The 26446-nt window shown below is 64.1% G+C and carries 27 protein-coding genes; 2 read left to right on the top strand and 25 right to left on the bottom strand.

The genetic code is table 11. From position 1 onward, the window contains the following. Window positions 1–6 precede the first annotated feature (6 nt). The 14 genes from ftsA to R2B70_RS02190 all read right to left on the bottom strand — a co-directional run bounded on the left by ftsA (window position 7) and on the right by R2B70_RS02190 (window position 15217). Entirely contained in the window at window positions 7–1266 is a 1260-nt protein-coding gene (gene ftsA, locus R2B70_RS02255; protein WP_025328454.1) for a cell division protein FtsA, read from the bottom strand. After that, window positions 1247–1999 carry a cell division protein FtsQ/DivIB gene (locus R2B70_RS02250; RefSeq protein ID WP_029314839.1) on the bottom strand — a complete coding sequence of 251 codons (753 nt, stop codon included), beginning with the start codon at window positions 1997–1999 and terminating at the stop codon, window positions 1247–1249. The genes ftsA and R2B70_RS02250 overlap by 20 nt, the downstream gene beginning before the upstream one ends. 97 nt (window positions 2000–2096) lie before the next feature. Beyond that, window positions 2097–3551: a UDP-N-acetylmuramate--L-alanine ligase gene (gene murC, locus R2B70_RS02245; RefSeq protein WP_318162529.1), complete on the bottom strand. Its 1455-nt coding sequence runs from the start codon at window positions 3549–3551 to the stop codon at window positions 2097–2099. Window positions 3552–3662: 111 nt separating this feature from the next. Then, entirely contained in the window at window positions 3663–4730 is a 1068-nt protein-coding gene (murG, locus tag R2B70_RS02240) for an undecaprenyldiphospho-muramoylpentapeptide beta-N-acetylglucosaminyltransferase (RefSeq protein WP_161653066.1), read from the bottom strand. Beyond that, window positions 4727–5911 (bottom strand): cell division protein FtsW, encoded by a 1185-nt coding sequence (gene ftsW, locus R2B70_RS02235; RefSeq protein ID WP_318162528.1) that lies wholly within the window; start codon window positions 5909–5911, stop codon window positions 4727–4729. Before ftsW ends, murG begins: the two co-directional genes overlap by 4 nt. Beyond that, the gene (gene murD / locus R2B70_RS02230) at window positions 5908–7191 is read right to left on the bottom strand and encodes a UDP-N-acetylmuramoyl-L-alanine--D-glutamate ligase (protein ID WP_318162527.1); all 1284 of its coding nucleotides are present in this window, start codon (window positions 7189–7191) and stop codon (window positions 5908–5910) included. Before murD ends, ftsW begins: the two co-directional genes overlap by 4 nt. A gap of 3 nt (window positions 7192–7194) precedes the next feature. Beyond that, window positions 7195–8277 (bottom strand): phospho-N-acetylmuramoyl-pentapeptide-transferase, encoded by a 1083-nt coding sequence (mraY, locus tag R2B70_RS02225; protein WP_042077605.1) that lies wholly within the window; start codon window positions 8275–8277, stop codon window positions 7195–7197. Next, window positions 8271–9626: a UDP-N-acetylmuramoyl-tripeptide--D-alanyl-D-alanine ligase gene (locus R2B70_RS02220; RefSeq protein WP_201997248.1), complete on the bottom strand. Its 1356-nt coding sequence runs from the start codon at window positions 9624–9626 to the stop codon at window positions 8271–8273. Before R2B70_RS02220 ends, mraY begins: the two co-directional genes overlap by 7 nt. Further along, the gene (gene murE / locus R2B70_RS02215) at window positions 9623–11107 is read right to left on the bottom strand and encodes a UDP-N-acetylmuramoyl-L-alanyl-D-glutamate--2,6-diaminopimelate ligase (protein ID WP_318162526.1); all 1485 of its coding nucleotides are present in this window, start codon (window positions 11105–11107) and stop codon (window positions 9623–9625) included. Before murE ends, R2B70_RS02220 begins: the two co-directional genes overlap by 4 nt. Before the next feature lie 95 nt (window positions 11108–11202). Continuing rightward, on the bottom strand, window positions 11203–12969 hold the full coding sequence (locus R2B70_RS02210; RefSeq protein WP_209794196.1) for a penicillin-binding transpeptidase domain-containing protein: 1767 nt from the start codon (window positions 12967–12969) through the stop codon (window positions 11203–11205). Continuing rightward, window positions 12966–13280 carry a cell division protein FtsL gene (gene ftsL / locus R2B70_RS02205; RefSeq protein WP_042077599.1) on the bottom strand — a complete coding sequence of 105 codons (315 nt, stop codon included), beginning with the start codon at window positions 13278–13280 and terminating at the stop codon, window positions 12966–12968. The genes R2B70_RS02210 and ftsL overlap by 4 nt, the downstream gene beginning before the upstream one ends. A 3-nt stretch (window positions 13281–13283) precedes the next feature. After that, window positions 13284–14222, bottom strand: coding sequence for a 16S rRNA (cytosine(1402)-N(4))-methyltransferase RsmH (rsmH, locus tag R2B70_RS02200; protein ID WP_209794197.1), 939 nt, complete (start codon window positions 14220–14222; stop codon window positions 13284–13286). Then, entirely contained in the window at window positions 14223–14681 is a 459-nt protein-coding gene (gene mraZ, locus R2B70_RS02195) for a division/cell wall cluster transcriptional repressor MraZ (RefSeq protein ID WP_318162525.1), read from the bottom strand. It lies immediately after the preceding gene. A gap of 239 nt (window positions 14682–14920) precedes the next feature. Continuing rightward, complete coding sequence (locus R2B70_RS02190; protein ID WP_043762764.1) at window positions 14921–15217, bottom strand: hypothetical protein; 297 nt, start codon at window positions 15215–15217, stop codon at window positions 14921–14923. A gap of 255 nt (window positions 15218–15472) precedes the next feature. On the opposite strand from R2B70_RS02190, the gene R2B70_RS02185 reads away from it, so the two are divergent. Continuing rightward, a complete protein-coding gene (locus tag R2B70_RS02185) occupies window positions 15473–16321 on the top strand; it encodes a lytic transglycosylase domain-containing protein (protein WP_318163310.1) in 849 nt (282 codons plus the stop codon). Here R2B70_RS02185 and R2B70_RS02180 read toward each other — a convergent pair. The 11 genes from R2B70_RS02180 to lafA (R2B70_RS02130) all read right to left on the bottom strand — a co-directional run bounded on the left by R2B70_RS02180 (window position 16257) and on the right by lafA (R2B70_RS02130) (window position 25039). Further along, on the bottom strand, window positions 16257–16715 hold the full coding sequence (locus R2B70_RS02180; protein ID WP_209794198.1) for a hypothetical protein: 459 nt from the start codon (window positions 16713–16715) through the stop codon (window positions 16257–16259). The two genes, R2B70_RS02185 and R2B70_RS02180, sit on opposite strands and share 65 nt — an antisense overlap. Further along, window positions 16702–17649 carry a lateral flagellar motor protein LafU gene (lafU, locus tag R2B70_RS02175; RefSeq protein WP_318162524.1) on the bottom strand — a complete coding sequence of 316 codons (948 nt, stop codon included), beginning with the start codon at window positions 17647–17649 and terminating at the stop codon, window positions 16702–16704. Before lafU ends, R2B70_RS02180 begins: the two co-directional genes overlap by 14 nt. After that, window positions 17649–18506, bottom strand: coding sequence for a lateral flagellar motor stator protein LafT (lafT, locus tag R2B70_RS02170; protein WP_041211799.1), 858 nt, complete (start codon window positions 18504–18506; stop codon window positions 17649–17651). The genes lafU and lafT overlap by 1 nt, the downstream gene beginning before the upstream one ends. A 50-nt stretch (window positions 18507–18556) precedes the next feature. Next, complete coding sequence (gene lafS, locus R2B70_RS02165) at window positions 18557–19267, bottom strand: FliA/WhiG family RNA polymerase sigma factor (RefSeq protein ID WP_209794201.1); 711 nt, start codon at window positions 19265–19267, stop codon at window positions 18557–18559. A 5-nt stretch (window positions 19268–19272) separates the two neighbouring features. After that, the gene (lafF, locus tag R2B70_RS02160) at window positions 19273–19698 is read right to left on the bottom strand and encodes a lateral flagellar basal body-associated protein LafF (protein ID WP_318162523.1); all 426 of its coding nucleotides are present in this window, start codon (window positions 19696–19698) and stop codon (window positions 19273–19275) included. A gap of 72 nt (window positions 19699–19770) precedes the next feature. After that, entirely contained in the window at window positions 19771–20853 is a 1083-nt protein-coding gene (locus tag R2B70_RS02155) for a flagellar hook-length control protein FliK (RefSeq protein WP_318162522.1), read from the bottom strand. Continuing rightward, window positions 20844–21182, bottom strand: coding sequence for a LafX (locus tag R2B70_RS02150; RefSeq protein ID WP_216991106.1), 339 nt, complete (start codon window positions 21180–21182; stop codon window positions 20844–20846). Before R2B70_RS02150 ends, R2B70_RS02155 begins: the two co-directional genes overlap by 10 nt. A 120-nt stretch (window positions 21183–21302) precedes the next feature. Further along, window positions 21303–21695 carry a lateral flagellar export chaperone LafC gene (gene lafC / locus R2B70_RS02145; protein WP_134694753.1) on the bottom strand — a complete coding sequence of 131 codons (393 nt, stop codon included), beginning with the start codon at window positions 21693–21695 and terminating at the stop codon, window positions 21303–21305. 39 nt (window positions 21696–21734) lie between these two features. Continuing rightward, complete coding sequence (gene lafB / locus R2B70_RS02140) at window positions 21735–23018, bottom strand: lateral flagellar capping protein LafB (protein ID WP_216991108.1); 1284 nt, start codon at window positions 23016–23018, stop codon at window positions 21735–21737. Window positions 23019–23128: 110 nt separating this feature from the next. Continuing rightward, window positions 23129–23995 (bottom strand): lateral flagellin LafA, encoded by an 867-nt coding sequence (gene lafA, locus R2B70_RS02135; RefSeq protein WP_216991109.1) that lies wholly within the window; start codon window positions 23993–23995, stop codon window positions 23129–23131. Window positions 23996–24175: 180 nt separating this feature from the next. Further along, the gene (gene lafA, locus R2B70_RS02130) at window positions 24176–25039 is read right to left on the bottom strand and encodes a lateral flagellin LafA (RefSeq protein WP_318162521.1); all 864 of its coding nucleotides are present in this window, start codon (window positions 25037–25039) and stop codon (window positions 24176–24178) included. Between the two features lie 199 nt (window positions 25040–25238). Between lafA (R2B70_RS02130) and fliB the strand changes: the two genes are divergently transcribed. After that, window positions 25239–26402 carry a flagellin lysine-N-methylase gene (fliB, locus tag R2B70_RS02125; RefSeq protein ID WP_318162520.1) on the top strand — a complete coding sequence of 388 codons (1164 nt, stop codon included), beginning with the start codon at window positions 25239–25241 and terminating at the stop codon, window positions 26400–26402. The last annotated feature ends 44 nt before the right edge of the window (window positions 26403–26446 follow it).

Raw genomic sequence — 26446 nt, 5'->3', positions numbered from 1 at the left:
AAATCTTTAGAACTCGCCACGCAACCAGTTGCTGACCCGTTTGACCAGCCCACCTACGCTTGCCTTGGCGGCATATTCCTTGCTACTGCCGGTGGATTGATTGGTGCGGCCGTACTGCAGCAACCCGACCGCAGTCGAGTACACCGGCGCCTGTACGTAATCGCTCAATCCCCGGATATTCATGGGTTCGCCCACCCGGACCTGGCTCTGGAAGATCTGCTCTGCGCACTCCACTATGCCTTCGATCTGGGCAGCGCCACCGGTCAAGACCACACCGGCGGCCAGCTGATGCTTGACCCCCTGTGCCTTCAATTCGCTCTGCACCCGCACCAGCTCGTCATTCACCATGGAGAGCAACTCGGTGTAACGGGGTTCAATCACTTCCGCCAGTGTCTGCCGCTGCAGGCTGCGCGCCGGACGACCGCCGACACTGGGCACTTCGATATTGTCTTCCTTGCTGACCAGGCGGCCGAGGGCGCAGCCGTAGCGCACCTTGATCGCCTCGGCATCCAGCGGCGGCGTGCCGAAGGCGTAGGCGATGTCGCTGGTCACCGTGCTGCCGGCGTAGGGGATCACCTTGGTGTGACGCAGGGCGCCGCCGGTAAAGAGCGACATGTCCATGGTACCGCCACCGATGTCCACCACGCAGACACCCAGCTCCTTCTCGTCCTCGGTCAGCACCGCATAGCTGGACGCCAGGGCCGAGAAGATCAGCTGATCCACCCGCAGACCCACCTTCTCCACGCACTTCTCGATGTTGCGAGCCATGTCGTTGTGGCAGGTGATGAGGTGCACCTTGGCCGCCATCCGCACGCCGGATAGGCCGACCGGGTTCTTGATCCCTTCCTGATAGTCGATGGCGAACTCCTGGGGCAGCACATGCAGCACCCGCAGCTCGTCCGACAGTCGCACCGACTTGGCGGTGTGGATGACGTTGTCCACGTCCTCCTGGGTCACCTCTTCATCGGAGATGGGCACCATGCCGGTCTCGTTGCGGCAATCGATGTGCTTGCCGGACAAGCCCAGATAGACGGAGCTTATCTGGCAGTCGGCCATCATCTCGGCCTCTTCCACCGCGCGGCGCAGGGACTTGACCACGGAGTCGAGGTCATTGACCCCGCCCTTCTCCATCCCGCGAGAAGCGTGGCTGCCCATGCCGATGACATTGAGTTCGCCATCGGGCAATACTTCGCCAACCAGTACCGCCACCTTGGTCGTGCCGATATCCAGTCCGACAATCAAATTTCTATCTGCGGTGTTGGTCATTCACTTTCTCTTCGCTTTTCTTCCAGCCAACTGCCATCCCGGTGTCGTATCGAAGATCCACGTAAGCAACCCGCTCACGGGGCTCGATGACCGGAAAGGCATCGATAAACCGCTGCAGACGAAGCGCGATATCAGAGCGCCCCACAAACAGCTGAATGTTGCCATCCAGGGTCAGTTCCCAGGCATGGCGGGGGGTCAGATTCACCCCCAGCAACTTGTATCCCTTGGCCGCCAGCAGCGTCTCGTACTGATGGCTGGCTTCCAGCACCTTGGCGGCCTGATCATCGGGCCCGGACAACTGCATCAGGGGTTTCTTCACCCTGTCCGGAGCACTGAACACCTCACCCTTGGTGTTGACGAAGCGGTTGCCGTTCCAGCGGGCCGCCACGTCCTGTTCGGTGAGGTAGACCTTGATCTTGTTCGGCCACTTCTTGCGTACCGAGACCTGGGCCACCCAGGGCAGGGCGTTCAACCGCGCCTGCAATTCGTTCACGTCCAGCTCGAAGAAGTTGCGAAGCTCGGCACCATCCAGCACGGCGGCACGCAACTCATCGGCCTTCAAATATTCGTGTTGCCCCTGCAGCAACAGCTCGCTCATGGGCAACCGACTGGCATCCGTCAGCCAGTCTTTAACATCCAGCGCAGTCTGGTAGAGCCCCCACATGACCAGGATGAAAAATGCCACCCCGGCGATGAAGCCCCCCTTGGTGCGCCCTTGTGCCCTTGCCTCCACCCGATCGATCCCCGTTTAACGCGCCTTGCCGGCCACTTGCAGACCGGTTCGCCATTATATAGGCCCCGGCTTGGCGGTCAAAATACTCATTGGGCCCTCAGGCACCGGATTTCATGCTATCCACGCTCAATTTCATCTCGCCGAGACGGCGGGCCAGCGCCCCGACGTTACCCGCCCCCTGGGTCAGCACCAGATCCCCCTCACCGATGAGGTCGGCCAGCACGGCCGGCACGTCGTCAGGCGTTGCGACAAAGATGGGCTCCAGGGTGCCGCGGGAGCGGATGGTGCGGCACAGGGCGCGGCCATCGGCCCCTGGGATCGGCTCCTCGCCGGCGGCATAGACCTCCAGCATCACCAGCACGTCCACCTTGGAGAGCACGTCGGCGAAATCTTCGTAGAGATCCCGGGTCCGGCTGTAGCGGTGGGGCTGGAACACCATCACCAGCCGCTTGTCGGGCCAGCCGGCGCGGGCGGCGTTGATGGTCACCTTCACCTCGCTCGGGTGGTGGCCGTAGTCGTCCACCAGCATGGCCTTGCCACGGCCGGTCTCGAACTCGCCGTATTGCTGGAAGCGACGTCCCACCCCTTCGAACTTGGCGAGCGCCCGGATGATGGCCTCGTCACCTATGCCGTCTTCGGTCGCCACCGCGATGGCGGCGGCGGCATTGAGCGCGTTGTGGATGCCCGGCAGATTCAGGGTCACCTCCAACTCGCCAGCATCCTTGCGACGGACCCTGAATCGGCTGCGGTTGCTGGTCTGCACGAAGTCCAGCACCTGCACATCGGCGTCATCAGACAGGCCATAGGTGATGGTCGGGCGGGCGATCTCCGGCAGCATGCCGCGGATCACGGGGTCATCCACACAGACCACGGCCAGGCCGTAGAACGGCAGGTTGTGCAGGAAGTCGATGAAGGTGGCCTTCAACTTGGAGAAGTCGCCGCCATAGGTGTCCATGTGATCCGCTTCGATGTTGGTCACGATGGAGACCATGGGCTGCAGATGCAGGAAGGAGGCGTCGCTCTCGTCCGCTTCCGCAATCAGATAACGGCTGCTGCCCAGGCGGGCATTGGTGCCGGCGCTGTTGAGCAGGCCGCCGATGACGAAGGTGGGATCGCGATCCGCTTCGGCGTAGATGCTCGCCACCAGGCTGGTGGTGGTGGTCTTGCCGTGAGTGCCGGCGATGGCGATGCCGTGGCGGAAGCGCATCAGCTCCGCCAGCATCTCGGCGCGGCGCACCACGGGGATGCGCAGCTCGCGGGCGGCCAGCAGCTCGGGGTTGTCCTGCTTGATGGCGGTGGAGACCACCACCACGCTGGCACCGTCCACATGCCCGGCACTGTGCCCCACGAAGATGTGGGCGCCGAGGGACGCCAGCCGCTCGGTCACCCCGTTGCGGGCCAGATCAGAACCGGTGACCTGGTACCCTTCGTTGGCAAGCACCTCGGCAATACCGCCCATACCGGCGCCACCTATGCCGATAAAGTGGATGCGACGCACGCGGCGCATTTCGGGGATAACGGTACGCAGTTTTGCCAGTTCAACCTTGGTCATAGTTCTTTCTCAATTCGCGGCCACAAGCCATTTTCATTCGGCGACACATGTATTCGGAGACAGGGGGCGCGGCCTTGGCCAGCGCCATCCTGTCCATCAATCTCGTTCGGCTCACCCGGTGGCGAGTCGCTTGCACTCATCGGCCACCCGTTCGGCGGCATCGATGATGGCGACCCGGCGCGCGGCCTGGGCCATGTTCAACAGGGTTTCCCTGCGCCCGGCGAGCCAGGAGAGACGGGCGGCCAGGGCGGCCGGCGTCAGCTCGGACTGGGGCAGAAACTCGGCCGCACCGCCGTCGACCAGGGTCAGGGCGTTGCGGGTCTGGTGATCGTCCACCGCGTGGGGCAGGGGCACGAAGATGGCGGCCACCCCGGCGGCGGCCACTTCGGAGACCGTCAGGGCCCCGGCACGGCACACCACCAGGTCCGCCCAGGCGTAGGCATCCGCCATGTCCCTGATAAATTCACTCACCTCGGCCTCGACCCCCAGCCCGGCATAGGAGGCAGCCACGGCCTCCCCGTTGCCCTTGCCGCACTGGTGGCGCACCGCGATGGGCACACCGGCGGCTGCAACCGCAGGAGGTACCTGCTCATTGAGGACCCGGGCCCCCAGGCTGCCACCGACGATGAGCAGGCGCAGAGGTTCGGCTGCGCTGCGCAGCACGGGGTCCGGCAGGGCCACCACCTCGGGGCGCACCGGGTTGCCCACCACGGCGGTGCGGGCGTTGGGGGCGAAGGCGCCGGGGAAGGCCATCAGCACCCGCTTGGCGAGGCGGGCCAGCAGCTTGTTGGTCATGCCGGCCGCCGCGTTCTGCTCGTGCAGCAAGAGCGGGATGCCGGCAAGCCAGGCGGCCACGCCACCCGGGCCCGAGGCAAAGCCCCCCATGCCCAGCACCACGTCGGGCTGGATGGTCTTGAGCACCTGACGGGCCTGCAGCACGGATTTGACGATGCGGTAGGGGGCCGCGAGCAGCCGCTTGATGCCGTTGCCACGCACCCCCTGGATGTCGATGAAGGAGATGGGATAGCCATGGGCAGGCACCAGCTCCGCCTCCATACGGTCGGCGGTGCCGAGCCAGTGGATGGTCCAACCCTGGGCCTTGAGGCGATCGGCAACGGCCAGGCCGGGGAACACATGGCCCCCGGTACCACCCGCCATCACCAGTAACGTCTTGCTCACGAAACCTCCCTCACGCGCGCCTGGGCACTGGCCTGGCGCAACTCGAAATCGATACGAATCAACATGCTCACCGCCACCATCATGATGATGAGGCTGGAGCCGCCATAGCTGACCAGCGGCAGGGTCAGCCCCTTGGTGGGCATCATGCCGCTGGCGGCGCCGACGTTGACGAAGGTCTGGAAACTGAACCAGATGCCGACGCCGATGGCCAGATAGCCTTCATAGAGCCGCTCGGCCACCAGCGCCTGATGGCCCAGCTTGAGCGCCTTGACCGCCAGCGCGAAGATGAGGAAGAGCGCGCCCAGCACGCCCACATAACCCAGCTCCTCGCCGAGGATGGCGAACACGAAGTCGGTATGGGCCTCCGGCAGGTACTCCATCTTCTGGATGGAGTTGCCGAGCCCCTCGCCAAACCAGCTGCCGCGGCCAAAGGCCATCAGGGACTGGGTCAGCTGATAGCCGCTGCCGAAGGGGTCGGCCCAGGGGTCGAGGAAGGAGGTCACCCGCCGCATCCGGTATGGCTCGGCGATGATCAGGGTCACCACGGCGCTCACCCCCACCAGGATCAGGCCGATGAACTGCACCAGCCGGGCGCCGGCCAGGAACAGCATGCCGAGCGAGGTGACGAACATCACCACCACGGACCCGAGATCCGGCTGGGCCAGCAGCAGTATGGCCACCACGAACAGCACCGCCATGGGCTTCATGAAGCCGATGAAGCGCTCGCGCACCTCGCTCTGGCGGCGCACCAGGTAGCCCGCCAGGTAGACGAACAGCGCCAGCTTGCCGAACTCGGCCGGCTGCAGGTTGAAGGGACCGAGCGGCAGCCAGCGCACCGAGCCGTTGACGCTGCGCCCCACCAGCAACACCATCACCAGCAGCACGATGGCGAGCAGCAGCATGGGGCCGTTGTACTGCTGCCAGCGGGCCATGGGCACCTGCAGCACGAACCAGGAGATACCGAGCGCCATCACCAGGAACATGCCGTGGCGCTTCACGAACATGAAGGGATCATCCCCCAGGGCTATCCCTTCGGGGATGGAGGCGGACGCCACTATCACCAGCCCCACCGACATCAGCGCCAGCGCCAGCACCACCAGTTGCCGATCGTAGAGACCGGCGGGGCGCACCGGTAGCAACCAGCGCTGCAGAAAGCCTGCGACTGCGCGAAGGGCGTTCATAACTTCTGTACCAGCTCGGTGAAGCGATCACCGCGCGCTTCGAAGGACTTGAACTGATCCAGGCTGGCGCAGGCCGGCGCCAGCAGCACCCAGTCACCGGGTCTGGCATCGGCCGCCGCCTTGGCGACGGCGGCGTCGAGATCCGCCACCCGCTCGGTCTGCTCGCCCAGGGCCAGCAGCACTTCGGCGTCCTGGCCGAAGCAGTACATGTGATCGATCTGGTTGCCGAGCAGGGCCTGCACCGGGCCGAAGTCCTGGCCCTTACCCTGGCCGCCGGCCAGCAGCAGCAGACGCCCCCTGACTGACTCGCGCACCCCGGCCACGGCGGCCAGGGTGGCCCCCACGTTGGTGGCCTTGGAGTCGTTGATCCAGCGCACCCCGTTCACCTCCCGCACGAAGCGGGCGCGATGGGGCAGGCCCTCGAAACGGCGCAGCACGGCGAGCTGGGGCTCGCGGGGAATGCCGACCGCGTCGCACAGGGCCATGGCCGCCAGGGCGTTGGCCTGGTTGTGGGCACCGACGATCTTCATCTCGTCCACCGCCAGCAGCGGCTCGCCGTGCAGGGTCAGCCAGTGGCGGCCCGCCAGCTCGCAGCGGCCATAGCCGTTGCAGTCCAGCCCGAAGCTCTGCCATACCTGGCCCACATCGGGCAGGGTCTGGGGATCGTCGCGATTCACCAGGATGTGCTGGGAGTGCTGATGGATCTCCATCTTGGCGGCGCGGTAGTCGGCCATGCCCTCATAGCGATCCATGTGATCTTCGGAGAGGTTCAATACCACGGAGGCGGCGGCTCGCAGGCTGTGGGTGGTCTCCAGCTGGAAGCTGGAGAGCTCCAGCACGCAGAGATCCATGGGCTGCTTGAGCAATTCCAGGGCCGGGGTGCCGATGTTGCCACCGACCCCGACCTTGAGGCCGGCCTCGGCGATCATCTCCCCCACCAGGGTCGTCACCGTGCTCTTGCCGTTGGAGCCGGTGATGGCGATGACGGGCACCTGGGTCTCGCGCACGAACAGCTCGATGTCGCCGACTATCCTGATGCCGCGCTCTGCCGCGGCCCTGAGCTCCGGGGTCGAGAGGGCGATGCCCGGGCTCGCCACTATCATGTGCGCCTGCTTGAGCCGTTCTCCGTCCAGCCCGTGGACGAGCTCCACCTCGGGGGGCAGCTGCTCCTTGCCGGGGGGGTTGGCACGGGTGTCCATCACCAGGGGCGTGACGCCGCGGCCGAGGAAGTAGTCGACGCAGGAGAGTCCGGTTTTGCCGAGTCCGATGATGATGACCATGGCTTACCTCACCTTCAGGGTGGCGAGGCCAAGGAGCACCAGCATGAGGGTGATGATCCAGAAACGCACGATGACGCGCGGCTCCGGCCAGCCCTTCTTCTCATAGTGGTGATGAATGGGCGCCATGCGGAAGATCCGCACGCCGCGCAGCTTGTAGGAGCCCACCTGCAGGATCACAGAGACGGTCTCCATCACGAAGACGCCCCCCATGATCACCAGCAGGAACTCCTGGCGCACCAGCACGGCGATGGTGCCGAGCGCCCCGCCCAGGGCCAGGGAACCGACGTCCCCCATAAAGACCTGGGCCGGATAGGTGTTGAACCAGAGGAAACCCAGGCCCGCCCCGACGATGGCGGTACAGACGATCACCAGCTCGGAGGTGTAGGGCACGTAGGGGATGTGCAGGTAGTTCGCGAAGTTGACGTTGCCGGTCGCCCAGGCGATCAGGGCGAAGCCCCCCGCCACCATCACGGTCGGCATGATGGCCAGCCCATCCAGGCCATCGGTCAGGTTGACCGCGTTGGAGGTGCCGACGATGACGAAGTAGGTCAGCAGGATGAACATCAGGCCGAGCTGGGGCATCACGTCCTTGAGGAAGGGCACCACCAGCTGGGTCTGTCCGTCGTGGGTGGCGGTGGCATAGAGGAACACGGCCACCCCCAGCGCAACGGCGGATTGCCAGAAGTACTTCCAGCGGGCGATCAGGCCGTCGGTGTTCTTGCGCACCACCTTGAGGTAGTCATCGGCGAAGCCGATGGCACCGTAGGCCCCCAGCACGAACAGCACCAGCCAGACATAGGGGTTGTCAAGGCGACACCAGAGCAGCACCGAGATGAAGATGGCGGCGATGATCATCAGGCCGCCCATGGTCGGAGTGCCCTTCTTGCTGAGGTGGGACTCGGGACCGTCGTTGCGGATCACCTGGCCGAACTTCAGGATCTGCAAACGGCGGATGAGGCGCGGCCCCATCCAGAGCGCCACCACCAGGCCGGTGATGATCGACAGGATGGCGCGAAACGTCAGGTAGGAGAAGACGTTGAAGAAGGTGAAGTGCGGGGTGAGCAGTTCCGCCAGCCAGACTAGCATGTGGCTGACTCCTGATGGCCCTTGACCATCTCGACGATATCTTCCATGCGGGAGCCGCGGGCGCCCTTGACCAGAATCGAAATTTCCTGATGTGTCTTTATCATTTGCGCAAGCACTTCAAACAACGACGCCTTGTTATCGAAATGTCGGCCAGCCGCGGCATCTGCGGTGTGGCGACTCTGTTCCCCTACGGTCAGCACGGCGTCAAGGCCCTGCTCGCGGGCGTGGCGACCGACCCGGGCATGCTGCGCGGCGGACTCCTCACCCAACTCCTTCATGTCACCGAACACCAGCACCTTGTAGCCGCCCATGGCGGTCAGGGCGTCGATGCCCGCCAGCACGGACTCCACGCTGGCGTTGTAGGTGTCGTCCACCAGGGTGAGACCACCCCAGCGCTGCACGCAGAAGCGGCCCTTGACCGGCGCCATCTGCTCCAGACCGGCTTTGACCGAGGCCAGAGAAGCGCCGAGCGCCAGGGTCCCGGCGGCGGCGGCCAGAGCGTTCGCCACGTTGTGGCGGCCCGGAATGGCCAGGGTCAACGCCACCTCCCCCTGCGGGGTCACCATCACGAATCCGGCGCAGCCCTGCTCGTTGAGCACGATGTCGCGGGCATGGAACGGCTGGCTCTGATCCTCGAGGGAGAAGGCGCAGCGGATGCCCTTCTCACGCCACTTGGGCCAGAATTCGTTGTCGGCATTGACGATGGCGCTGCCGCCCTCGCGCAGGCCTTCGAAGATTTCGCTCTTGGCATGGAAGACCCCCTCCAGGGAGCCGAAGCCCTCCAGATGGGCCGCCGCCACGTTGTTGATGATGGCGGCATCGGGCTTGGCCAGCGACGTGGTCCAGGCGATCTCCCCCGGGTGGTTGGCCCCCAGCTCCATCACCGCAAACTGGTGCTGCGGCTCGAGGCGCAGCAGGGTGAGCGGCACCCCCACCTCGTTGTTGAAGTTGCCGGCGGTGGCCAGCACCTCCCCCTCGCAGCGCAGGATGGCGGTGGCCATCTCCTTCACCGTGGTCTTGCCGCAGCTGCCGGTGATGGCCAGCACTTTCGGGTTGATGCGCTCGCGCACCAGCCGGCCCAGACGCCCCAGCCCCTTGAGGCTGTCGGCCACCACCAGTTGCGGTATGGCCAGGGGCAGCTCGCGTTCCACCAGCAGGGCACTGGCGCCGGCGGCCACCGCCTGATCGCAGAAATCGTGGGCGTCGAAACGCTCGCCGCGCAGGGCGACAAACAGCGCCCCTTCGCCCAGGGTACGGGTGTCGGTGCTGACCGCCGTGATCTCATGGTCGCTCCCGATCAGACGGGCATCGAGCACCTGCGCCAGGTCGGCAAGCCTGAGGGTCATCATCTGAATGACTCCATTAATGTGTGCAAGGCGGCCGCGACGGTTTCCCGGTCGCTGTAGTGCCGCTTGTCGGTTCCAATGATCTGATAATCCTCGTGGCCTTTGCCGGCCACCAGGATGATGTCCTCTTTGCTCGCCTGACTCAGCGCCAGCCGGATCGCCTTGACCCTGTCGTGCTCGATCTGCACGGCGCCGGGATCGCGAAGCCCCGCCACCATGTCGGCCATGATCCGGGCCGGCTCCTCGGTACGGGGGTTGTCGTCGGTCAGGATCACGCGGTCCGCATGCAGCTCCGCCATGGCGGCCATCATGGGCCGCTTGCCGCGATCCCGATCGCCGCCGCAGCCCACCAGGCACCAGAGGCGACCGTGGCAGTGCACCCGCAGGGCCTGCAGCGCCTTCTCCAGCGCGTCCGGGGTATGGGCGTAATCGACCACGGCGAGCGGCGCATCGTCACCGCCGAAGCACTCCATGCGACCGGTCACCGGCTGCAGCTGAGGCGCGGTGGCCAGCAGGGCGTCGAAATCGTAACCGAGCACCAGCATGGCCCCCATGGCGCCCAGCACGTTGCTGACGTTGAAGCGGCCGAGCAAGGGGGCGGATAATACACCATTCCCCCAACTGGAGTTAATGCGCGTGTCAAAACCTCGTTGATGGAAATGGGGATCCTGCGCCGTCAGCTGTCGTCCGGCATGGTTTTCAATCGGGCCATGGACGCCGAAGGCCACCGCACCGGGATAGGCCGCCAGCCACTGCCGCCCCAGGCGGTCGTCCGCATTGATGACGGCGCAGGGTTCGTCCACCAGCTTCAGCAGCTCCTCCTTGGCGGCGGCATAGGCCTCCATGGAACCGTGATAGTCCAGGTGATCCCGGCTCAGGTTGGTGAAGACAGCCGCGGCAAATGGCAGGGCGGCGACGCGGTGCTGCACCAGACCGTGGCTGGAGACTTCCATGGCCACCAGATCGGCCCCCTGTTGCTGCAAGGCGGCCAGATTGGCCTGCACCTGGACCGCGCTGCCGGTGGTGTTCTCTGCTTCCACCAGCTCGCCGAACAGGCCGTTGCCTATGGTGCCCATCACCCCGGCCTTGCCTCCCAGCAGGGTGCGCCAGTTCGCCACCAGCAGGGCCGTGGTACTCTTCCCGTTGGTGCCCGTGATACCCACCAGTTGCAGTTTCTGCCCCGGATGATCGTAGAAGTGGCCGGCCAGCTCGGAGAGGCGGGCGGGCAGATCCTGCATGCCGATGCAGGGGATCTGGGCCGCAGGAGGGACGAATTCCCCATCCTCCTCAAACAGCACGGCGGTCGCTCCCTGAGCCACCGCCTGTTCGATGAAACGCCTGCCATCCACCTGATGGCCTCGGATCGCCACGAAGAGAGAGCCGGGACCGACCCGCCGGCTGTCGAGCTGGAGGTCGGTGAGGGGAAGCGCCGGGGCAGTGATGCCGAAGCGGCTCATCAGTTGATCAAGTGAGATGGACGGCATGGGCAGCCTCCGAAAATGCGGGAATGCGGGCGCACACGGGCGCCATGGAAAATGCCCCGACAGCGGCGGGGCCGATGGAAAAAGCCGGATGCCCGTCAAGTACGCGGTGCGCCATTGGTGGCCTCCGTGCGGGCAAGCTTGGCGGGCACCTCGGGCGGGATCGCGTCGGGACGGATGTTGAAGAGCTGCAGCACGCCCCCCATGGCCTCGGCAAAGGGCGGCGTCGCCACGGCGCCGCCGTAGTAGGCATCCCCCTTGGGCTCGTTGATCACCACCACCATGACGAAGCGGGGATTGCTGGCCGGGGCGAAGCCGGCAAACCAGGCCATGTAATCCTTGCCATAGCCCCCCGCCACGGCGACCTTGGCGGTACCACTCTTGCCGCCGACCCTGTAACCCGGGATCTGGGCCTTGGGAATGGCGTTGCTGACCACGTACTCCAGCGCCTGCAGCATGGCGGCCGCGTTGTTGTGGTCGATGACCTGCTCGCCCTTGGGCGGCTTGGTCACCTTGATGATGGAGAGCGGCACCCGCTTGCCCTTGTTGGCCAGGGTGGCGTAGGCGGAGGCGAGCTGCAGCGGGGTGACCCGCAGGCCGTAGCCGAACGACAGGGTGGCCCGCTCGATGTCGGACCAGCGGCGACGCTGGGGCAGCATGCCACTGCTCTCCCCCATCAGGCCGCTGCCGGTGTCCATCCCGAAGCCCACCATGCTGAGGGTGTTGATCATCTCCTGGGCCGGCATCCGCAGCGCGATGCGCGACATGCCGATGTTGGAGGAGTAGCGCAGGATGTCGTACAGGTTGGTCGCCTTGTGGATGCTCACGTCACGGATTTGCTTGGCCCCGATAAAGAGCGGCCCACCCGGGATGAAATCCTTCCAGCTGGTGACGCCGGCCTGCAGGGCACTGAGCAAAATCAATGGCTTGACCGTGGAACCCGGCTCGTAGGTGTCGGTGACCACCCGGTTGCGCACCCGGAAACTCTGGTACTGGCCGCGGTTGTTGGGGTTGTAGGAGGGGGTGTTGACCATGGCGAGCACCTCGCCGGTCTTCACGTCCAGCATCACCATGGAGCCGGAGGTCGCCTTGTTCTCGTCGGTGGCCCGCTTGAGGGCGCGATAGGCCAGCGCCTGCACCCGCTGATCGATGCTCAGCTGCAGATCGTTGGCGTGCTTGCCCTCCTTGACCAGACCGAGCCGCTCGATGACGCGGCCCTGGCGGTCCTTGCGCACCCGCATCTCCCCCGGGGTCGCGGTCAGCCACTCGTTGTAGCTGCGCTCGATCCCCTCGATGCCGCTGCCATCGATGTTGGTCACCCCCACCAGGTGGGCGCTGATCTCGCCGGTCGGATAGAAGCGGCGCGCCTCGGGGCGCAGATAGATGCCCCCCAGTTTCAAGCCCTTGATGTATTCCGCCACCGCCGGCGTCACCTGCCGCTGCAGGTAGACGAAGCGCTTGCTCGGGTTGGCGATGCGGTGCTTGAGGGTGTTGATGTCGAGCTTGAGCACGGCGGAGAGCGCCAGCCAGGCGCGCTCGTTGTGGATGGCGCCGGACTCGTGCACCGTCTTGGGATCGGCCCAGACGGCCTCGACCGGCACGGAGACCGCCAGCTGCTCGCCGTTGCGATCCGTGATCATGCCGCGCACCGCCTGGGTGGAGGTGGTGCGCAGGGAGCGCATGTCCCCCTCCTGGCGCAGTCTGTCCGGATCGATCACCTGGATCCAGGCCAGCCGCAGGATCAGCCCCGCAAATGCGATGCCGATGAAAAACACCAGGGTGCGAAAGCGCCAAGGGTAGAGTGACGGTGCTTTCGCCTTGGCTTTGTCCTTTGCCGGAGCCTTGGTGGCGGCCTTGCGTGTCATGGTTGTGTAATTACCTTCTCGGTGGTCACCAGCGGGCGAGCCATCTGCAACTTGTCCATGGCCAGGCTCGCCACCCGGGAGTGCTCGGCCAGGGTGCCCTGCTCCAGCAAGAGGTGGCGCCACTCGATGTTGAGCCTGTCCTCTTCCGCCATCAGATCGTTCTGCTTGGCCGTCAGCCCCCGGGTCATGTTGGTCACCAGGATCACCGCGAAGGCGGTGACCAGCACGGCGATGGTCAGCACGACCTGCAACTTGTGGCGCCAGAGATCCGCAACGATCTCCCTAGCGAGGTGAACGCGCACTTCGCTCATGGCTTACTCCGCCAGCCGCTCTGCGACCCGCAGCACCGAGCTGCGGGATCGGGTGTTTTCATTGACTTCATGCTCGGAAGGCTTGAGCGCCTTGCCGACCGACTTCAGCTTGCGACCGCCGGCCAGCTGGGCCTCGGTCAGCGGGATGCCGTGGGGCACCTCGGGTCCTTTCTCGTGCTTGCGGATGAAGTGCTTCACCAGCCGATCTTCCAGGGAGTGGAAGCTAATGACGGAGAGACGGCCGTGAGGAGCCAAGACTTCCAGCGCGCCGTTCAACGCGGTTTCGATCTCGTCCAGCTCGCTGTTGATGTAGATGCGGATGGCCTGGAAGCTGCGGGTGGCCGCGTGCTTGCCCTTCTCCTTGCTCGGGTTGACCCGGGCGATCATCTCTGCCAGCTGGCGGGTGCGCACATAGGGCTCGGTGACCCTGTCGTGCACGATGGCGCGGGCAATCTTCTTGGCGAAACGCTCCTCGCCGAAGGTCTTCAGCACCCAGGCTATGTCGTCCACATCGGCGCGGGCCAGCCACTCGGCGGCGCTCTGGCCAGTGGTCGGGTCCATCCGCATGTCGAGGGGGCCGTCCTTCATGAAGCTGAAGCCGCGTTCGGCATCGTCCAGCTGGGGGGAGGAGACCCCGAGATCCAGCAGGAAGCCGTCCACCTTGCCCAGCAGACCGCGCTCGGTCAGATAGCGGGTGATGCCGGAGAAGGGGCCGTGCACGATCTCGAAGCGGGGATCCTGGATCTTGGCCGCCTCGGCAATGGCCTGGGGATCCCGGTCGATGGCGATCAACCGGCCGTTGGGGCCGAGCTGCTGGAGAATGAGACGAGAGTGACCACCCCGGCCAAAGGTACCGTCGACGTAGACTCCGTCCGGCTTGATGGCCAGCCCTTCGACGGCTTCGTGCAACAGCACTGTGATGTGTTCAGCGGCTTGGGTCATTTATAAAGAAAAATCCTGTAGTCGTGGTGAACTTGCCCAGTCGTCCTCGGGCAGGCCCAGGATGTCGTCATTGATCTGTTGTTGCCAGCGGGCTTCATCCCACAGCTCGAACTTGTTGAGCTGGCCCACCAGCATGATTTTCTTGTCCAGCCCGGCATGGCTGCGCAGCGGCTGGCTCAGCAGCAGACGGCCGTTGCCGTCCAGCTCGCATTCGGTCGCATGGCCGAGCAGCAGGCGTTGCAGGCGGCGCTCGGCCGGATTGGTGCTGGAAAGGGTCTTGAGCTTGCGCTCTATCTCTTCCCATTCGTTCAGGGGATACAGCAGCAGACAGGGATGAGCGATGTCGATGGTGCAGACCAGCTGGCCGTCGCACTCGTCGCGCAGCCAGTCTCGAAATTTGGTCGGAATCGCCAACCGGCCCTTGCTGTCCAGGCTGATGGCGTGAGCGCCACGCAACAAATTGCAGTCCCTGAAAATGAGTTAAGGGGGCAAATCGCCCGATAAAAACCACTTTGATCCACTTTTCTCCACCATGAAGTTTAAGGACGAGCAGGAGGCTTTTCAAGCAAGGATCTCGGGCAGGGGAAACATATTGACGCAGCGTGGGGAGACGACCGATTAAATGAATTGATTTTTCACAAGTTATTTACTGCCAAATTAAATACATGCCCTCAGGCTGGGCTCAAAATTAATCTGTTTCAGGGGGAAATGATGAAACGAAACAGCACGACGGCACACAGGATAATGCTCACCCCCACCACGGGATAGATGATGTAACCGTCTCCCGCCCGCCGGGCACGCAGCACCACCAGCTGGCAGAGCAGCAGGTTATAGAGGATCAGAAGAAAAGTCAGCAGAAGGTTGGCACCAAATGTCAGCTCATCGGCATACACGACATAGAGCCACATCAAACCAAAATTAACGAGGATCAGATAAAGCAGAAATTTCTGAATCGCCCTGCCCGCCTTTGGGGTCTTTTTTACTCGTGTTATCATGCTTATCACGTCCTGGATACCACATGAACAGTCGACAGATATTGTCAAAAACTGTTGAGATACATCGTGTTTTTATCATTTTCCCGCCAGGCTATGCCCTCTCTTGCCAAATTATCGTCTCGCCTTCTCGCCGGGCTGTGCCTGCTAAGCAGTCCCGTTTGCTACTCCTACGATCATTATCATTGGCAGGCGGGTTTTCCTACCCCTCTCGCCGGCCCCGGCGCCGATCTGGTCACCGAGCAGACCCGCTTCCTGTTGCAGCAGCGCAGCCACCTGCAGCAACGCCTCATCGAGTCCCAGCCCATGATCCGCTGGGTCACGGAGCAGGTTCAGGCGCGAAAACTCCCACCCATGCTGGCACTGCTGCCCCTGATCGAGAGCAGCTACCGGCTGGACGTGATCTCTTCGGCGGGCGCCGCCGGTCCCTGGCAACTGATGCCGGATACCGCGGCCCGCTTCTCCGTCCCCATGACGACCGCCTTCGATGGCCGCTATTCCCTGCCATTGGCGACGGAGGCCGCGCTCACCTATCTCGGCTGGCTGCATCGATTCTTCGGGCAGGACTGGCTACTGGCCCTGGCGGCCTATAACGCGGGAGAGGGACGGGTGCTGAAGGCGGTGCTCAGCGGCGGGACACGCAATCTGTGGGCACTGCAGTTGCCCACGGAAACGCGGCTCTATGTGGCGCGTTTCATCGCCCTCTCCCAGTTGCTGGCGGCGCAGCACGACTTCGTGCTGCCATCCTGGCAGGAGGGAGAGAGCATTCGGGTGTGGCGGCAGCCGGGCGACTGCTCCCTGCTGGGCTGGGCCATGGCCAAAGGGGTGTCGATGAACGACGCCAGCCGCTGGAATCCCGCCTGGCGCCTGCCAGAGGCGCAAGGTGTCAGCGACTGCCCCATCGTCTATGGCGGTGGCAAGGCGCCTGCCCGCAGCACACCGGATAAACGGCCGCTGCTGGCGCGAGCCGTGTCGCTGGAGAGCCTGCACGACCCCTTGCTGCTGCGACCGGCAAGGGGGCTCGACATGGGGCGGGGGGGGATCACGCTGGAGCGGATGCCGGATCCTCTGGGACTGGGACAGACCCGGCCTCTGCTGGCGCCATGAAGCAGTGGCGCCAGTGACTGAGCACGGGGGCGAGATCGATGGACGCCGGATCGGCCCAGCGCGCGCCGTAGAAGCTGAGGTATTGGCCTATGGCCCTGCGGTGGGTGATATGACAGGCCAGCACGATTCGCGGTGACAGGGACAGGCTGACGGTATCGGGCAGGGCGAAGCGGGCGGGGGCCAGGAAGCCGACCCCGCCGGGCCCTATGTCCTTGATCACCGCCCGGCCGATCTGCTTGTCGAACAGCAGGCCGGACACCATGAGCCGGGCCGCGATGCCGCAGCTCTGGGACTCCAGCGGCGTGGTGCCGTCGTGCAGATACCAGCGAGGGACCTTGCGCCTGGGATCGTTGAACGGGGTGACGGGGGGCAGATCGGTATCAGGGGTTTCCATGGGCAGTGGCATCCTTGGCTTGCCGGGTGGCGGCTTGGGTTTGGGCGCTGAACAGCTGCTCCAGGTTCTTCTCCGCCTGGGTCGTCATCACCAGCAGCTCGATGCGGCGATTCTGGCTGCCCCGGGGATCGGCGGTGTTGTCCAGCATGGTGTCCGACATGGCGACCACCTGACCCACCCGCTCGGGGGGCATGCCGCCGGCAAGCAGGACGCGCCTCGCCATCATGGCGCGATCGGAGGAGAGCTCCCAGTTGCTGTAGTTGTCCCCGGCGAAGGGGGTGCTGTCGGTGTGACCGGAGATCATGACCCGGTTCTCCACCCGCTGGAAGATGGGGGCCAGCGCCATCAGCAGATGGCGGAAATAGGGACTGATGCGGGCACTGCCGCGGCTGTACATCTCCCGCTCGTCGTCGTCGCGGATCAGGATGCGCAGCCCCTGGGGCACCAGTTGCAACTCCAGGTTGTTCCTGGCCTGCATCTGATCCGCCATGGAGCCGATGAAGCCGGCCAACTGCGCCATCTGCTTCTCCCCCTCAATCTTGCCCACCAGCAGGCTCTCGTAGCCGCCCTTGGCACCGTCGGTGAAGATGCTGCGGTCGCGCTCCATGTGTCTGGGCATGCGCTGCCCCTCCTCCACGAACTGGGGGCTCAGCTCCTCCAGTACCGAGGGGTTGCCACCGAGATCCACCGGATAGGGGCTGTTGCGGATGTCGAACGGGTTCGCCTCGCTGTCCATGATGCTGTAGTCGCGCAGGCGGCTGGCCACCATCTCGCGCTCCTCCTGGCTGGAAACGGCCAGGATCCAGAGCACCATGAAGAAAGCCATCATCGCCAGGGTGAAGTCGGCGAAGGCCACCTTCCATGCGCCGCCGCCCTTGGGACCACTGCTGCGCCGCTGCTGGCGCTTGATGATGATCTGTTCGTGGTTGCGCATCACATGGCCCTGTTGGTCACCCAGTCTTCCAGTTCGAGGAAGCTGGGTTTCACGTCAGGCTCCAGCATCTTGCGGCCCGAGTCGACGGAGAGCAGGGGCGTCTTGCCCCGCAGCTGGGCGATCAGGATCGACTTGATGCACATCAGCATGCCGATGCGGCGCTTGACCATCTCTTCCATGGCGTTGCTGATGGGCTCCAGCAGGCAGTAACAGAGGAAGATGCCGATGAAGGTGCCCACCAGGGCGGCCGCCACGTGCACGCCGATGTTGCTGAGGGGACCGTCGAGCTGCTGCATGGTGATGATGATCCCCATCACGGCCGCGAGGATCCCGAACCCGGGGCAGGCTTCCCCCGTCTTGTGCAGCGCGTGGGCGGGCTTGAGCATGTCCTCCTCGATGGCCATGATCTCCTGCTCCAGTATGGTGTCGAGCTCGTGGGGGGTGATCTTGCCCATGCCCAGCAGGCGCAGGTTGTCGATGATAAAGCCGAGCAACTGCGGATCTTCCGACACCTGGGGATACATCAGGAAGACGGAGCTCTGCTGCGGGTTCTCCACGTGTTCGTCCAGCGCCTTCATCCCCTTGTTGCGGGTCTCTTCCAGCAGTTGGTGCATCAGGGTCAGCAGTTCGCGATAGATCTCCTTCTCGTCCTTGTTGGACTTGAAGCAAAGCTTCATCTGGCGCCACATCTCATGCATCACCTCCTTGGAGTTTCCGAGGAACATGGAGCCGACCGCAGCACCTATGATGATGATGAGCTCGGCGGGCTGCCACAGGGCGATGGGACGCCCCCCGGCCATCATGAAGCCGCCGATCACACAAACGAAAATGACACCAAGACCGATCTGTTTTTGCATGGATGCTCCCGCAGAATTCACGAAGACTCCCCCCGCGGGGAGAGCCATTACTATATGGAGTCGACCAAACGCTGCTTGAGCTGAAGGACGCACTGCTTGTGGAGCTGGCATACCCGCGACTCGGTCAGGCCGAGCACCAGCGCAATCTCCTTCATGTTCAGCTCCTGCTGGTAGTAGAGGGAGAGCAGCAGTTGCTCGCGCTTGTCCAGGGTACCGAGCACCTTGCTGAGGGTCATGGCCATGTCCTGGTCGTCTGATTCCGACGCCGGCGCCCTGCCGCCGTTCTCCAGCCACTCCTCCAGGCTCTGCAGGGCCTCGGCCTGGCTGGCATAGGCCAGCTGGCGCACCTCCTCGACGGAGCAATCCAGTGCCTGCGCCAGCTCCTGCTCGGTCGGGTTGCGCCCCAGCCGGTTGAACAGCTCCCGCTGCACCTGGTTGTGGCCGTGCACCTGCTGGCGCAACTGGCGGGGACGCCAGTCGAGGCGCCGCAACTCATCCAGCATGGCGCCCCGCACCCGCTTGAACGCATAGCTTTCGAACTGGGCATCGGGCTCGCTGCCATAACGGCGCCAGGCCTCCAGCAGGCCCATCATGCCGACCTGCTCCATGTCCTCCTGATCGAAGCAGGCGCTCACCTGGCTGCGCAGGTGAGTGGCCGCCCGCTTCACCAGAGGCAGGTAGCGGCTCAGGATCGCCTGTTCACCGGTACGGGGGGCGGAGGCGGTCAGTTCGCAGGGGATGTCCCAGCCGGCGTCCATCATGTCCGCTACTGCACCAGCACCTTGGTGACCAGCACTTCGTCCAGATAGGGCTTGTAGCCATACCCTTCCAGCGTCCCCACCAGCTTGCCGAGCAATGAGGTCTGCAGGGCCGAGATGTTCTGCAGCTCCTGCTTCACCGCCTCATGGGAGCGATGGCTGAAATATTGCACCATGGCATTGCGGATCAGGGGGGTCAGCTCGTTGAGCGTCTCCAGTTGCTGGGGGTTGTGGGTCACCAGTGCTAGTTCTAGCACCAGATAGTGGGGCTCCCTGTCCCCTTCCAGGCTGATGACGAAGCGTTCCATCGGCTTGAACAGCGGTGTCTTGCTCAGCTCGGGCTTGGCCTCCGCCAGCCCCAGCCAGACGGCTACCGTATCTCGCTTGAGATAGGCGCCATAGGCCAGCGCCACCAGCAGGCACAGTGCCATCATTATCACCATCATCCACTTCATGACACGCCGCATAATTTGAAGTCACTCTCGCTATTGCCAGATTGTAAAATGTCACACCAGGGTATTGAGCCAGTCCTGACCAGCGCCGCTCGATGCATCCCGTTCTTCCTGCCACTGCCGCCGGCCAGCCAGGATCTTCTCCTGCTGCCAACGTTCCCCCCGCTCCTGCTCTCCCCCCTGCCCGACGTTCACCTCGACGCCGCCGGCATGGTGGGGGGCCAAGCTCATGCGCAGCCGTTCCATCGACTGGATCATGGCCTCGCGCACCGCCGGGTTGGTCACGTTGAGCTGCACGTTGAGCCGATCCCCCTCGACCCTGACCGTCAATTCGAGGCGCCCCAGCTCGGGGGGATCGAGCCGGATGTGAGCCTGCTTGATGTTCTGGTTCACCTGCAGCTCAACCCTGTCCTTCAGCACCTCGACCAGTTGCTGGCCCCACTGGGTCGGACCGTCCGTCAGACGAGCCGGCGCCCACTGGTATTCCGTGGGCCTGGCCGCAGACAGCGCGGGTTGCAGCCCCACTGCCGCCTTGAGATCTGCCACGGCAAGCTCCCGCTCCGGCACCGCCTCCCCGGGAAGGGGCGGCAGACCGACCGGGGTCGGGAGCGGCGACCGCTCCCCCTGCACGCCTGGCTGGGCCAGCCGCAGGGCGAGCTCTCCCGCCGGCAGGGGGAAGTGCGCCTTACTGTCCGGCGCCATCATCACCGGCACCCGTTCGCTCTCCAGGCGCACGAGGCGGGTGAGCGCTCGCAGCGCAGGCGAGGAGTGCTCCGCTCGCGCCCCTTGCTCCGCAGGGGGAAGTTCGGGCTCCACCGGCGGGCGGACAAGGGAGAGCCGTACGCTCTCTTCTGGTCGGACAAAGGGTGGGGGCATATGGGTGAAGGCGGACAGCTGCTCGGCAACGTCGGACGCAGTCTCGGCATTCGTCTCGATACTCGCCTCCTCACCGCCCTCCTCGTCGGGGGTGGTGACAGGGACGGCGGGCACCGGGGGGAGCGAGGCCAGGGCCTCCTGCGGGAGATCGAGCGGCTGGTATCCCTCTCCCTGCCCATCGGGCTGGCGCGAGAGACGGGTGAAGCCGCTTGAAGCGGAGGGCGGCAGGGCCTCGGTGCCGATAAAGGGGATCATGCCCATGTCTGCGCCTCGTCATAGGCCTGCAGCCCTTCCCGCTTGAGGGAGAGCGCATCCCACTCCTGCTTGCGCAGAGCGGTTTCCTGCTGGCAGAGCGCGAAGGCCTCCTGATGCCAGTGGCGCACCTGATCCCGGGCCGGCATCAGGGCCTGCCACAGGGCAGGTTGCTGGCGCAGACTCTCGACCAGCTGGGCCAGACGGTGATCCGCCAGGCGCACCGCATCCCACTGCCCGGCACGGGCCTGCTGTAAAATCAGACGCCCCAGCCCCAACAGCTGGCGCTGGCGCGTCTCGCGTTCCGTGCTGGGCGGCACGGCCCCGGTCATGGACATGATGATGGCCCCAAAATAAGACGACCCTGCCAGCAAGCAAGGAGCAGGCCAGATATATAGATGCAATTTTTCAATACGTTAGTCGCTTTCCCTGGCAGACGAGGAAGGAGGACTTCCGCATCAGCGGGGATGGCGGGCCATCGCTTCCCAGCCCTCTTTCAACTCCAGCAGGATACGGCGCACTTCGGCAAAGCCCGCGACGTCGTTGGCCACGCTGATCTCGAACAGGCGCTGACCACAGTAGTCATACAGGCGGTGCAGGTTGCCGGCGAGCTCCCCGCCCTTGTCCATGTCGAGGGCGCTGTCGAGCCCCCCCAGGATCTGCAGGCACTTGTTGATGGACTGCCCCTTGCGCTCATACTGCCTGGCCAGGATGTGGCCCTCGGCCCGCGCGATCTCGTCGAGCAGGCCGTCCATCAGCATCAGCACCAGCTGGTGCGGGTCGGCGCTCGCCGCCTTGGCCTGGGTGGCGGCGAACTGGTAGGCGTCATAGCCTTCTTGGGGTTCAAACATGAAAGACTCACTTATTCAGGGTGTGATGGGCACGCCGTCTCACAGGGCGCCCATGGTCTGCAACATCTGGTTCATGGTGGTGAACTGGTTGAGGTAGCGCTTATACGCGGAATCCATGCGCCGATCCAGCGCCTCCATCCGTTCGTTGACCCGCTTCTCGTTCGCCTCCAGACCGGTCTTGCGCCCCTTGAGTGCGCCGTCCCGCTTGGTATAGGGGTCGAGCGCATTGCTCATCCGCTTGAGCAGACCATCGTCTCCCATCAGTGCCTTGCCGAGCAGCTCGGGATCCTTCTCCAGCGCCTTGTTGAAGTCGGTCTCGTTGAAGGAGAGCTTGCCCGCCTTGTCGGTCTTGATCCCGAGGCTCCCCAGGGTCAGGTCATCGGGCAGATCCCGCACGCTGCGGGCGATCAGGCTCTTGAGGCTGCGCACCCCGCTGTCGGAGGAGAGGGCCCCCGGCGCCTTGGGATCGCTGGAGGTCATCTTGGCCAGCTCATCCACCAGCTCGTTGTAGCTGTCGACGAACTTCTTGAGTGAGCCGGTGACGGCCTCCTTGTCCTGATCCACCGTCACCAGCAGCGGCGCATCCCCCGCCTTCTGCGCCTTGGTCAACTGGAAGGTCAGGCCGTCCACCACGTTCTCTATCTTGTTGCTGGACGAGGTGATGGTGAGCGGGTTGTCGCCCCCCATTTGCAGCTTGGCGTCCTGCGCCTGGGTGATGTCCGTCTTGCCGGCCACGGCCACCCCGAGGGCATTGGCCGCATCGCCGCTGTAATTGAGGGTGATGGCGTTCTCCACCCCGCTCTCCTTGCTGGTCAGCACCATGCTGACCTTGCCGTCGGTACGCACTAGGGTCGCCTTCACCCCGGGGTTGTCCTTGGCATTGTTGATCTGGGAGACCAGATCCTTGGCGGTGGCACCAGCCGGCAGGGTCGCCAGATCGATGTCGAGGGTCTTGCCCTTGACGGTCAGGGAGAGCACGCCGTCTGCGGGCAGCGGCGCCGTGTCGCTGTCGAGCTGAAGGCCGACCTGATGGGACTGGGCGAGCTGCTCCACGAAGAAGTTGTACTGGCCCGAGCTGGCCTTGCCATTGCTCGTCACCGTCATGATCCCGTCCTGGGACATGGTCGCCTTCTGCGCCTGCAGGCTGCTCGCCTTGTTCAGATCCTTGAGCAGGGTCTGGAAGCTCGACAGCTTGGTGGTGAGGGTGCTGATGGCGCTCTGCTGTGCCTTGACGCTGTCCAGCTGCTTCTTCAGCAGCTTGTCCATGTTCTGGCGCTCGACGGCTACCAGCTGCATCGCCATGCTGGCCGGATCTACTTGCATCTCTCTCCCCTTGTTCGGTGGCCTGCCTGTTGGAAAGGACCGCTCCGATCCTTTCCAACCGGCAGGCGGTTGTCAGACAGGGGCCGCCCCAGGGGCGGCCCCACCACACATCAACGCAGCAGGGAGGTCACCATGCCGGTCATCTGGTTGGAGTTGGACAGCACGGACATGCCAGCCTGCATCAGCATCTGGTTCTTGGTCATGTTGGTGCTCTCCTGGGCGAAGTCGGCATCCATGATGCGACCGTTCGCCATGTCGGTGTTCTCTTTCATGTTGGAGAGGTTGTTGACGGTGTGCTCCAGACGGTTGATGTTGGCACCGAACTGGGAGCGGGCGGTACCGATCAAGTCCAGAGCGTCTTCCATCTTGGTGATCTGCGCATTGAAGTCGGTGGAGGCCAGGGCGGAGGCCGCCACGTCGGCGGTGGCCAGATCCGTGGTCGCCGTGGTGATGGCGGCATTCACGGCCTGGACGTTGGTGTCGGCCTTGACGTCCAGCTTCTCGGCGGCGGTGCCACCGATCTGGAAGGTCACGGTGCCGGCGCCGAACTTGCCCGCATCGCTGATCAGCGTTTCACCACCAAATTTGGTGTTGTCGCTGATGTTCTTCAGCTCGGCGGTCAGCTCCTTCATCTCGGTACCGATGGCCAGGCGATCTTCCGCGCTCGAGGTACCGTTGGCGCCCTGGGTGGCCAGGTCCTTCATGCGCTGAACGATGTTGGTCATCTCGTCCATGGCCCCTTCGGCGGTCTGCATCATGGAGACGGCGTCCTGGGCGTTGCGCATGCCGACCTTCTGACCATTGGACTGGGCTTGCAGACGGGTGGCCATCTGCAGACCGGCGGCGTCATCGGCGGCGGAGTTGATGCGAAGGCCGGTACCCAGACGCTGCATGGCGGTGCCCAGCATCTTGTTGGTGTTGTTGAGCTGGTTCTGAGTGGTCAGAGAGGCGAAATTGGTGTGGATGGACAAACCCATGGTTTTACTCCTCGAAAAAGGCTGCTACCGCAGCGGATAACCGTACTAAGAGGAGAAGCGACCGGGCAGAGGCAGGACTTGAATGGCGAACGAAAATTGTGATGAAAAAAGCGGGGAAGGGAGAACAGGGAAGCAGTGAGGGGAAGAGGGCACCCATCGCCAGGATGGGTGCCGCCAGGATCAACGCAGCAGGGAAGTTACCATGCCGGTCATCTGGTTGGAGTTGGACAGCACGGACATGCCAGCCTGCATCAGCATCTGGTTCTTGGTCATGTTGGTGCTCTCCTGGGCGAAGTCGGCATCCATGATGCGGCCGTTCGCCATGTCGGTGTTCTCCTTCATGTTGGAGAGGTTGTTGACGGTGTGCTCCAGACGGTTGATGTTGGCACCGAAGGAGGAACGGGCGCTGCCGATGTCTTTCAGGAAGGTTTCCATCTCGGTGATGGCCGCGGACGCCTTGGTCTGGTCACCGATGCCGGCCTTCAGGGCCGCGCCATCCAGACCGGAGCCCCCGGTGGACCCGGTGATCTTCTTCAGGTCGGTGGAGATGTCCACGCTCAGGGTCTCGGCGGCGGTGCCACCGATCTGGAACTTGACCGCGCCCTTCTCGAAGTTGCCGGCACCCTTCTTCAGCAGGGACTGGCCACCGAAGGTGGTGTTGTCGGTGATGTTGGTCAGCTCCTTGGCCAGTTCGCCGAATTCGGCGTTCAGGGCGGTGTAGTCCTCGGTGCTGGTGGTGCCGTTGGCACCCTGGGTGGCCAGATCCTTCATGCGCTGGACGATGTTGGTCATCTCGTCCAGGGCGCCTTCACCGGTCTGCATCATGGAGATGGCATCCTGGGCGTTGCGCATGCCGACCTTCTGGCCGTTGGACTGGGCCTGCAGGCGGGTGGCCATCTGCAGACCGGCGGCGTCGTCGGCGGCGGAGTTGATGCGCAGGCCGGTGCCCAGACGCTGCATGGCGGTGCCCAGCATCTTGTTGGTGGAGTTCAGCTGGTTCTGGGTGGTCAGAGAGGCAAAGTTGGTATGGATGGACAAGCCCATGATGTATTCCTCGAGTTAAACGCTGCACTGCAGCCTGTTAGGTTGACACCACATATAGACGACCCCTTTGCCGCAAAAATGTAGCCACGCCACCGTATATTTTTCTCTCCCCGCGCTCCCGGACGCCGGGGTTGATTGCCACAATCTTCCGGCATGCTTATTGCTTTTAAAATGCCACCTCTCACTACCGGATGGCGACATGGCTGCCTCGCTCTACACCCCGCATTTCGTTCAACATTTCCAGTGCATCGGCGATCGCTGCGAGGACAACTGCTGTCACAGCTGGACCATCAGCATCGACAAGCAGACCTTCCGCAACTACGAGCGACACCCCGATCCCACGGTCAAGTCCCTGAGCAAGCTGCACATCATCAAGGTGAAGCAGAGCAACGAACGCTGGGGGGAAATCAAGCTCGACGAGCAGGGTGCCTGCCCCTTCCTCGATGAGAAGCGACTGTGCCAGATCCACAGCAAGGCGGGTCCGGATGCCCTGAGCCAGACCTGCAAGACCTACCCCAGGGCCCAGACCCGGATCGGCAACCAGCTCAAGAAGTCCCTGATGCTCTCCTGCCCCCAGGTATGCCGGCAACTGCTGCTGGACCCCATGGCGATGCAGACAGAGGTGACCGAGCTGGCACACTCCCTGCCTTTCGCCCCGCCCCCCGCCGCCGCCATGGCCACCCTGCACAGCCTGAGCATTCACGTGCTGGCCGCCACCGACCTCCCGGTCGAGCTGCGGCTGTGGCTGATCGGCATGCTGATCCACCGGGATCCTGGGCAGCTGTCCCACGAGGCCTTCCTCGACCAGGTGGCCGTGCTGGCCGAGCGGGGGGAACTCCACACCATGTTCGAACAGTTGCCCGCCCTGCCCCGGCTGCAATGGTGGGGACTGAGGACCATGACCCACCAGTTGCTGGCCTACTCCCAGGGACGGCGGGGACGCCAGACCATGCAAGCCTGCCTCGACAAGATCAATGTGGTACTGGAGGGGGTCTACGATGAGGGCAAGATCGCAGGGTTGCAGCAGGTCTGGCACGACAGGGTCGCCCCTTTCCTGGCCGAGCGCCCCCAGATCATGGACAACTACCTGCTCTACTACGTCTATCACCACAACTTCCCGCTGCTGCAGGGGGACAGGTTCCAGGCCTATCAGTTGCTGGTGATCGACTACTTCCTGCTGCGCAACTACCTCTGCCTGCTGGCCATGGACAAGGCGCTGGAAGAGCAGGACGTGGTCAACCTCTTCTACAGCTATCACACCATACGCCAGCACAATGCGCACTTTCTCAAGACCATAGAGCAGGGGCTCAGCGACTCCGGCTTCGCGTCGGATATCTCCCTGTACGCCCTGCTCAAGCCCTGAAAACAGGAAACCGCCTGCGGGCTGCATGGCGGTTTCCTGCTGTG

The organism is Aeromonas sp. XH, assembly GCF_033348475.1.
Classification (GTDB): Bacteria; Pseudomonadota; Gammaproteobacteria; order Enterobacterales; family Aeromonadaceae; genus Aeromonas; species Aeromonas sanarellii.
Note: the sequence above shows the minus strand (reverse complement) of the source record. Positions and strands in the feature narration are given on the sequence as shown.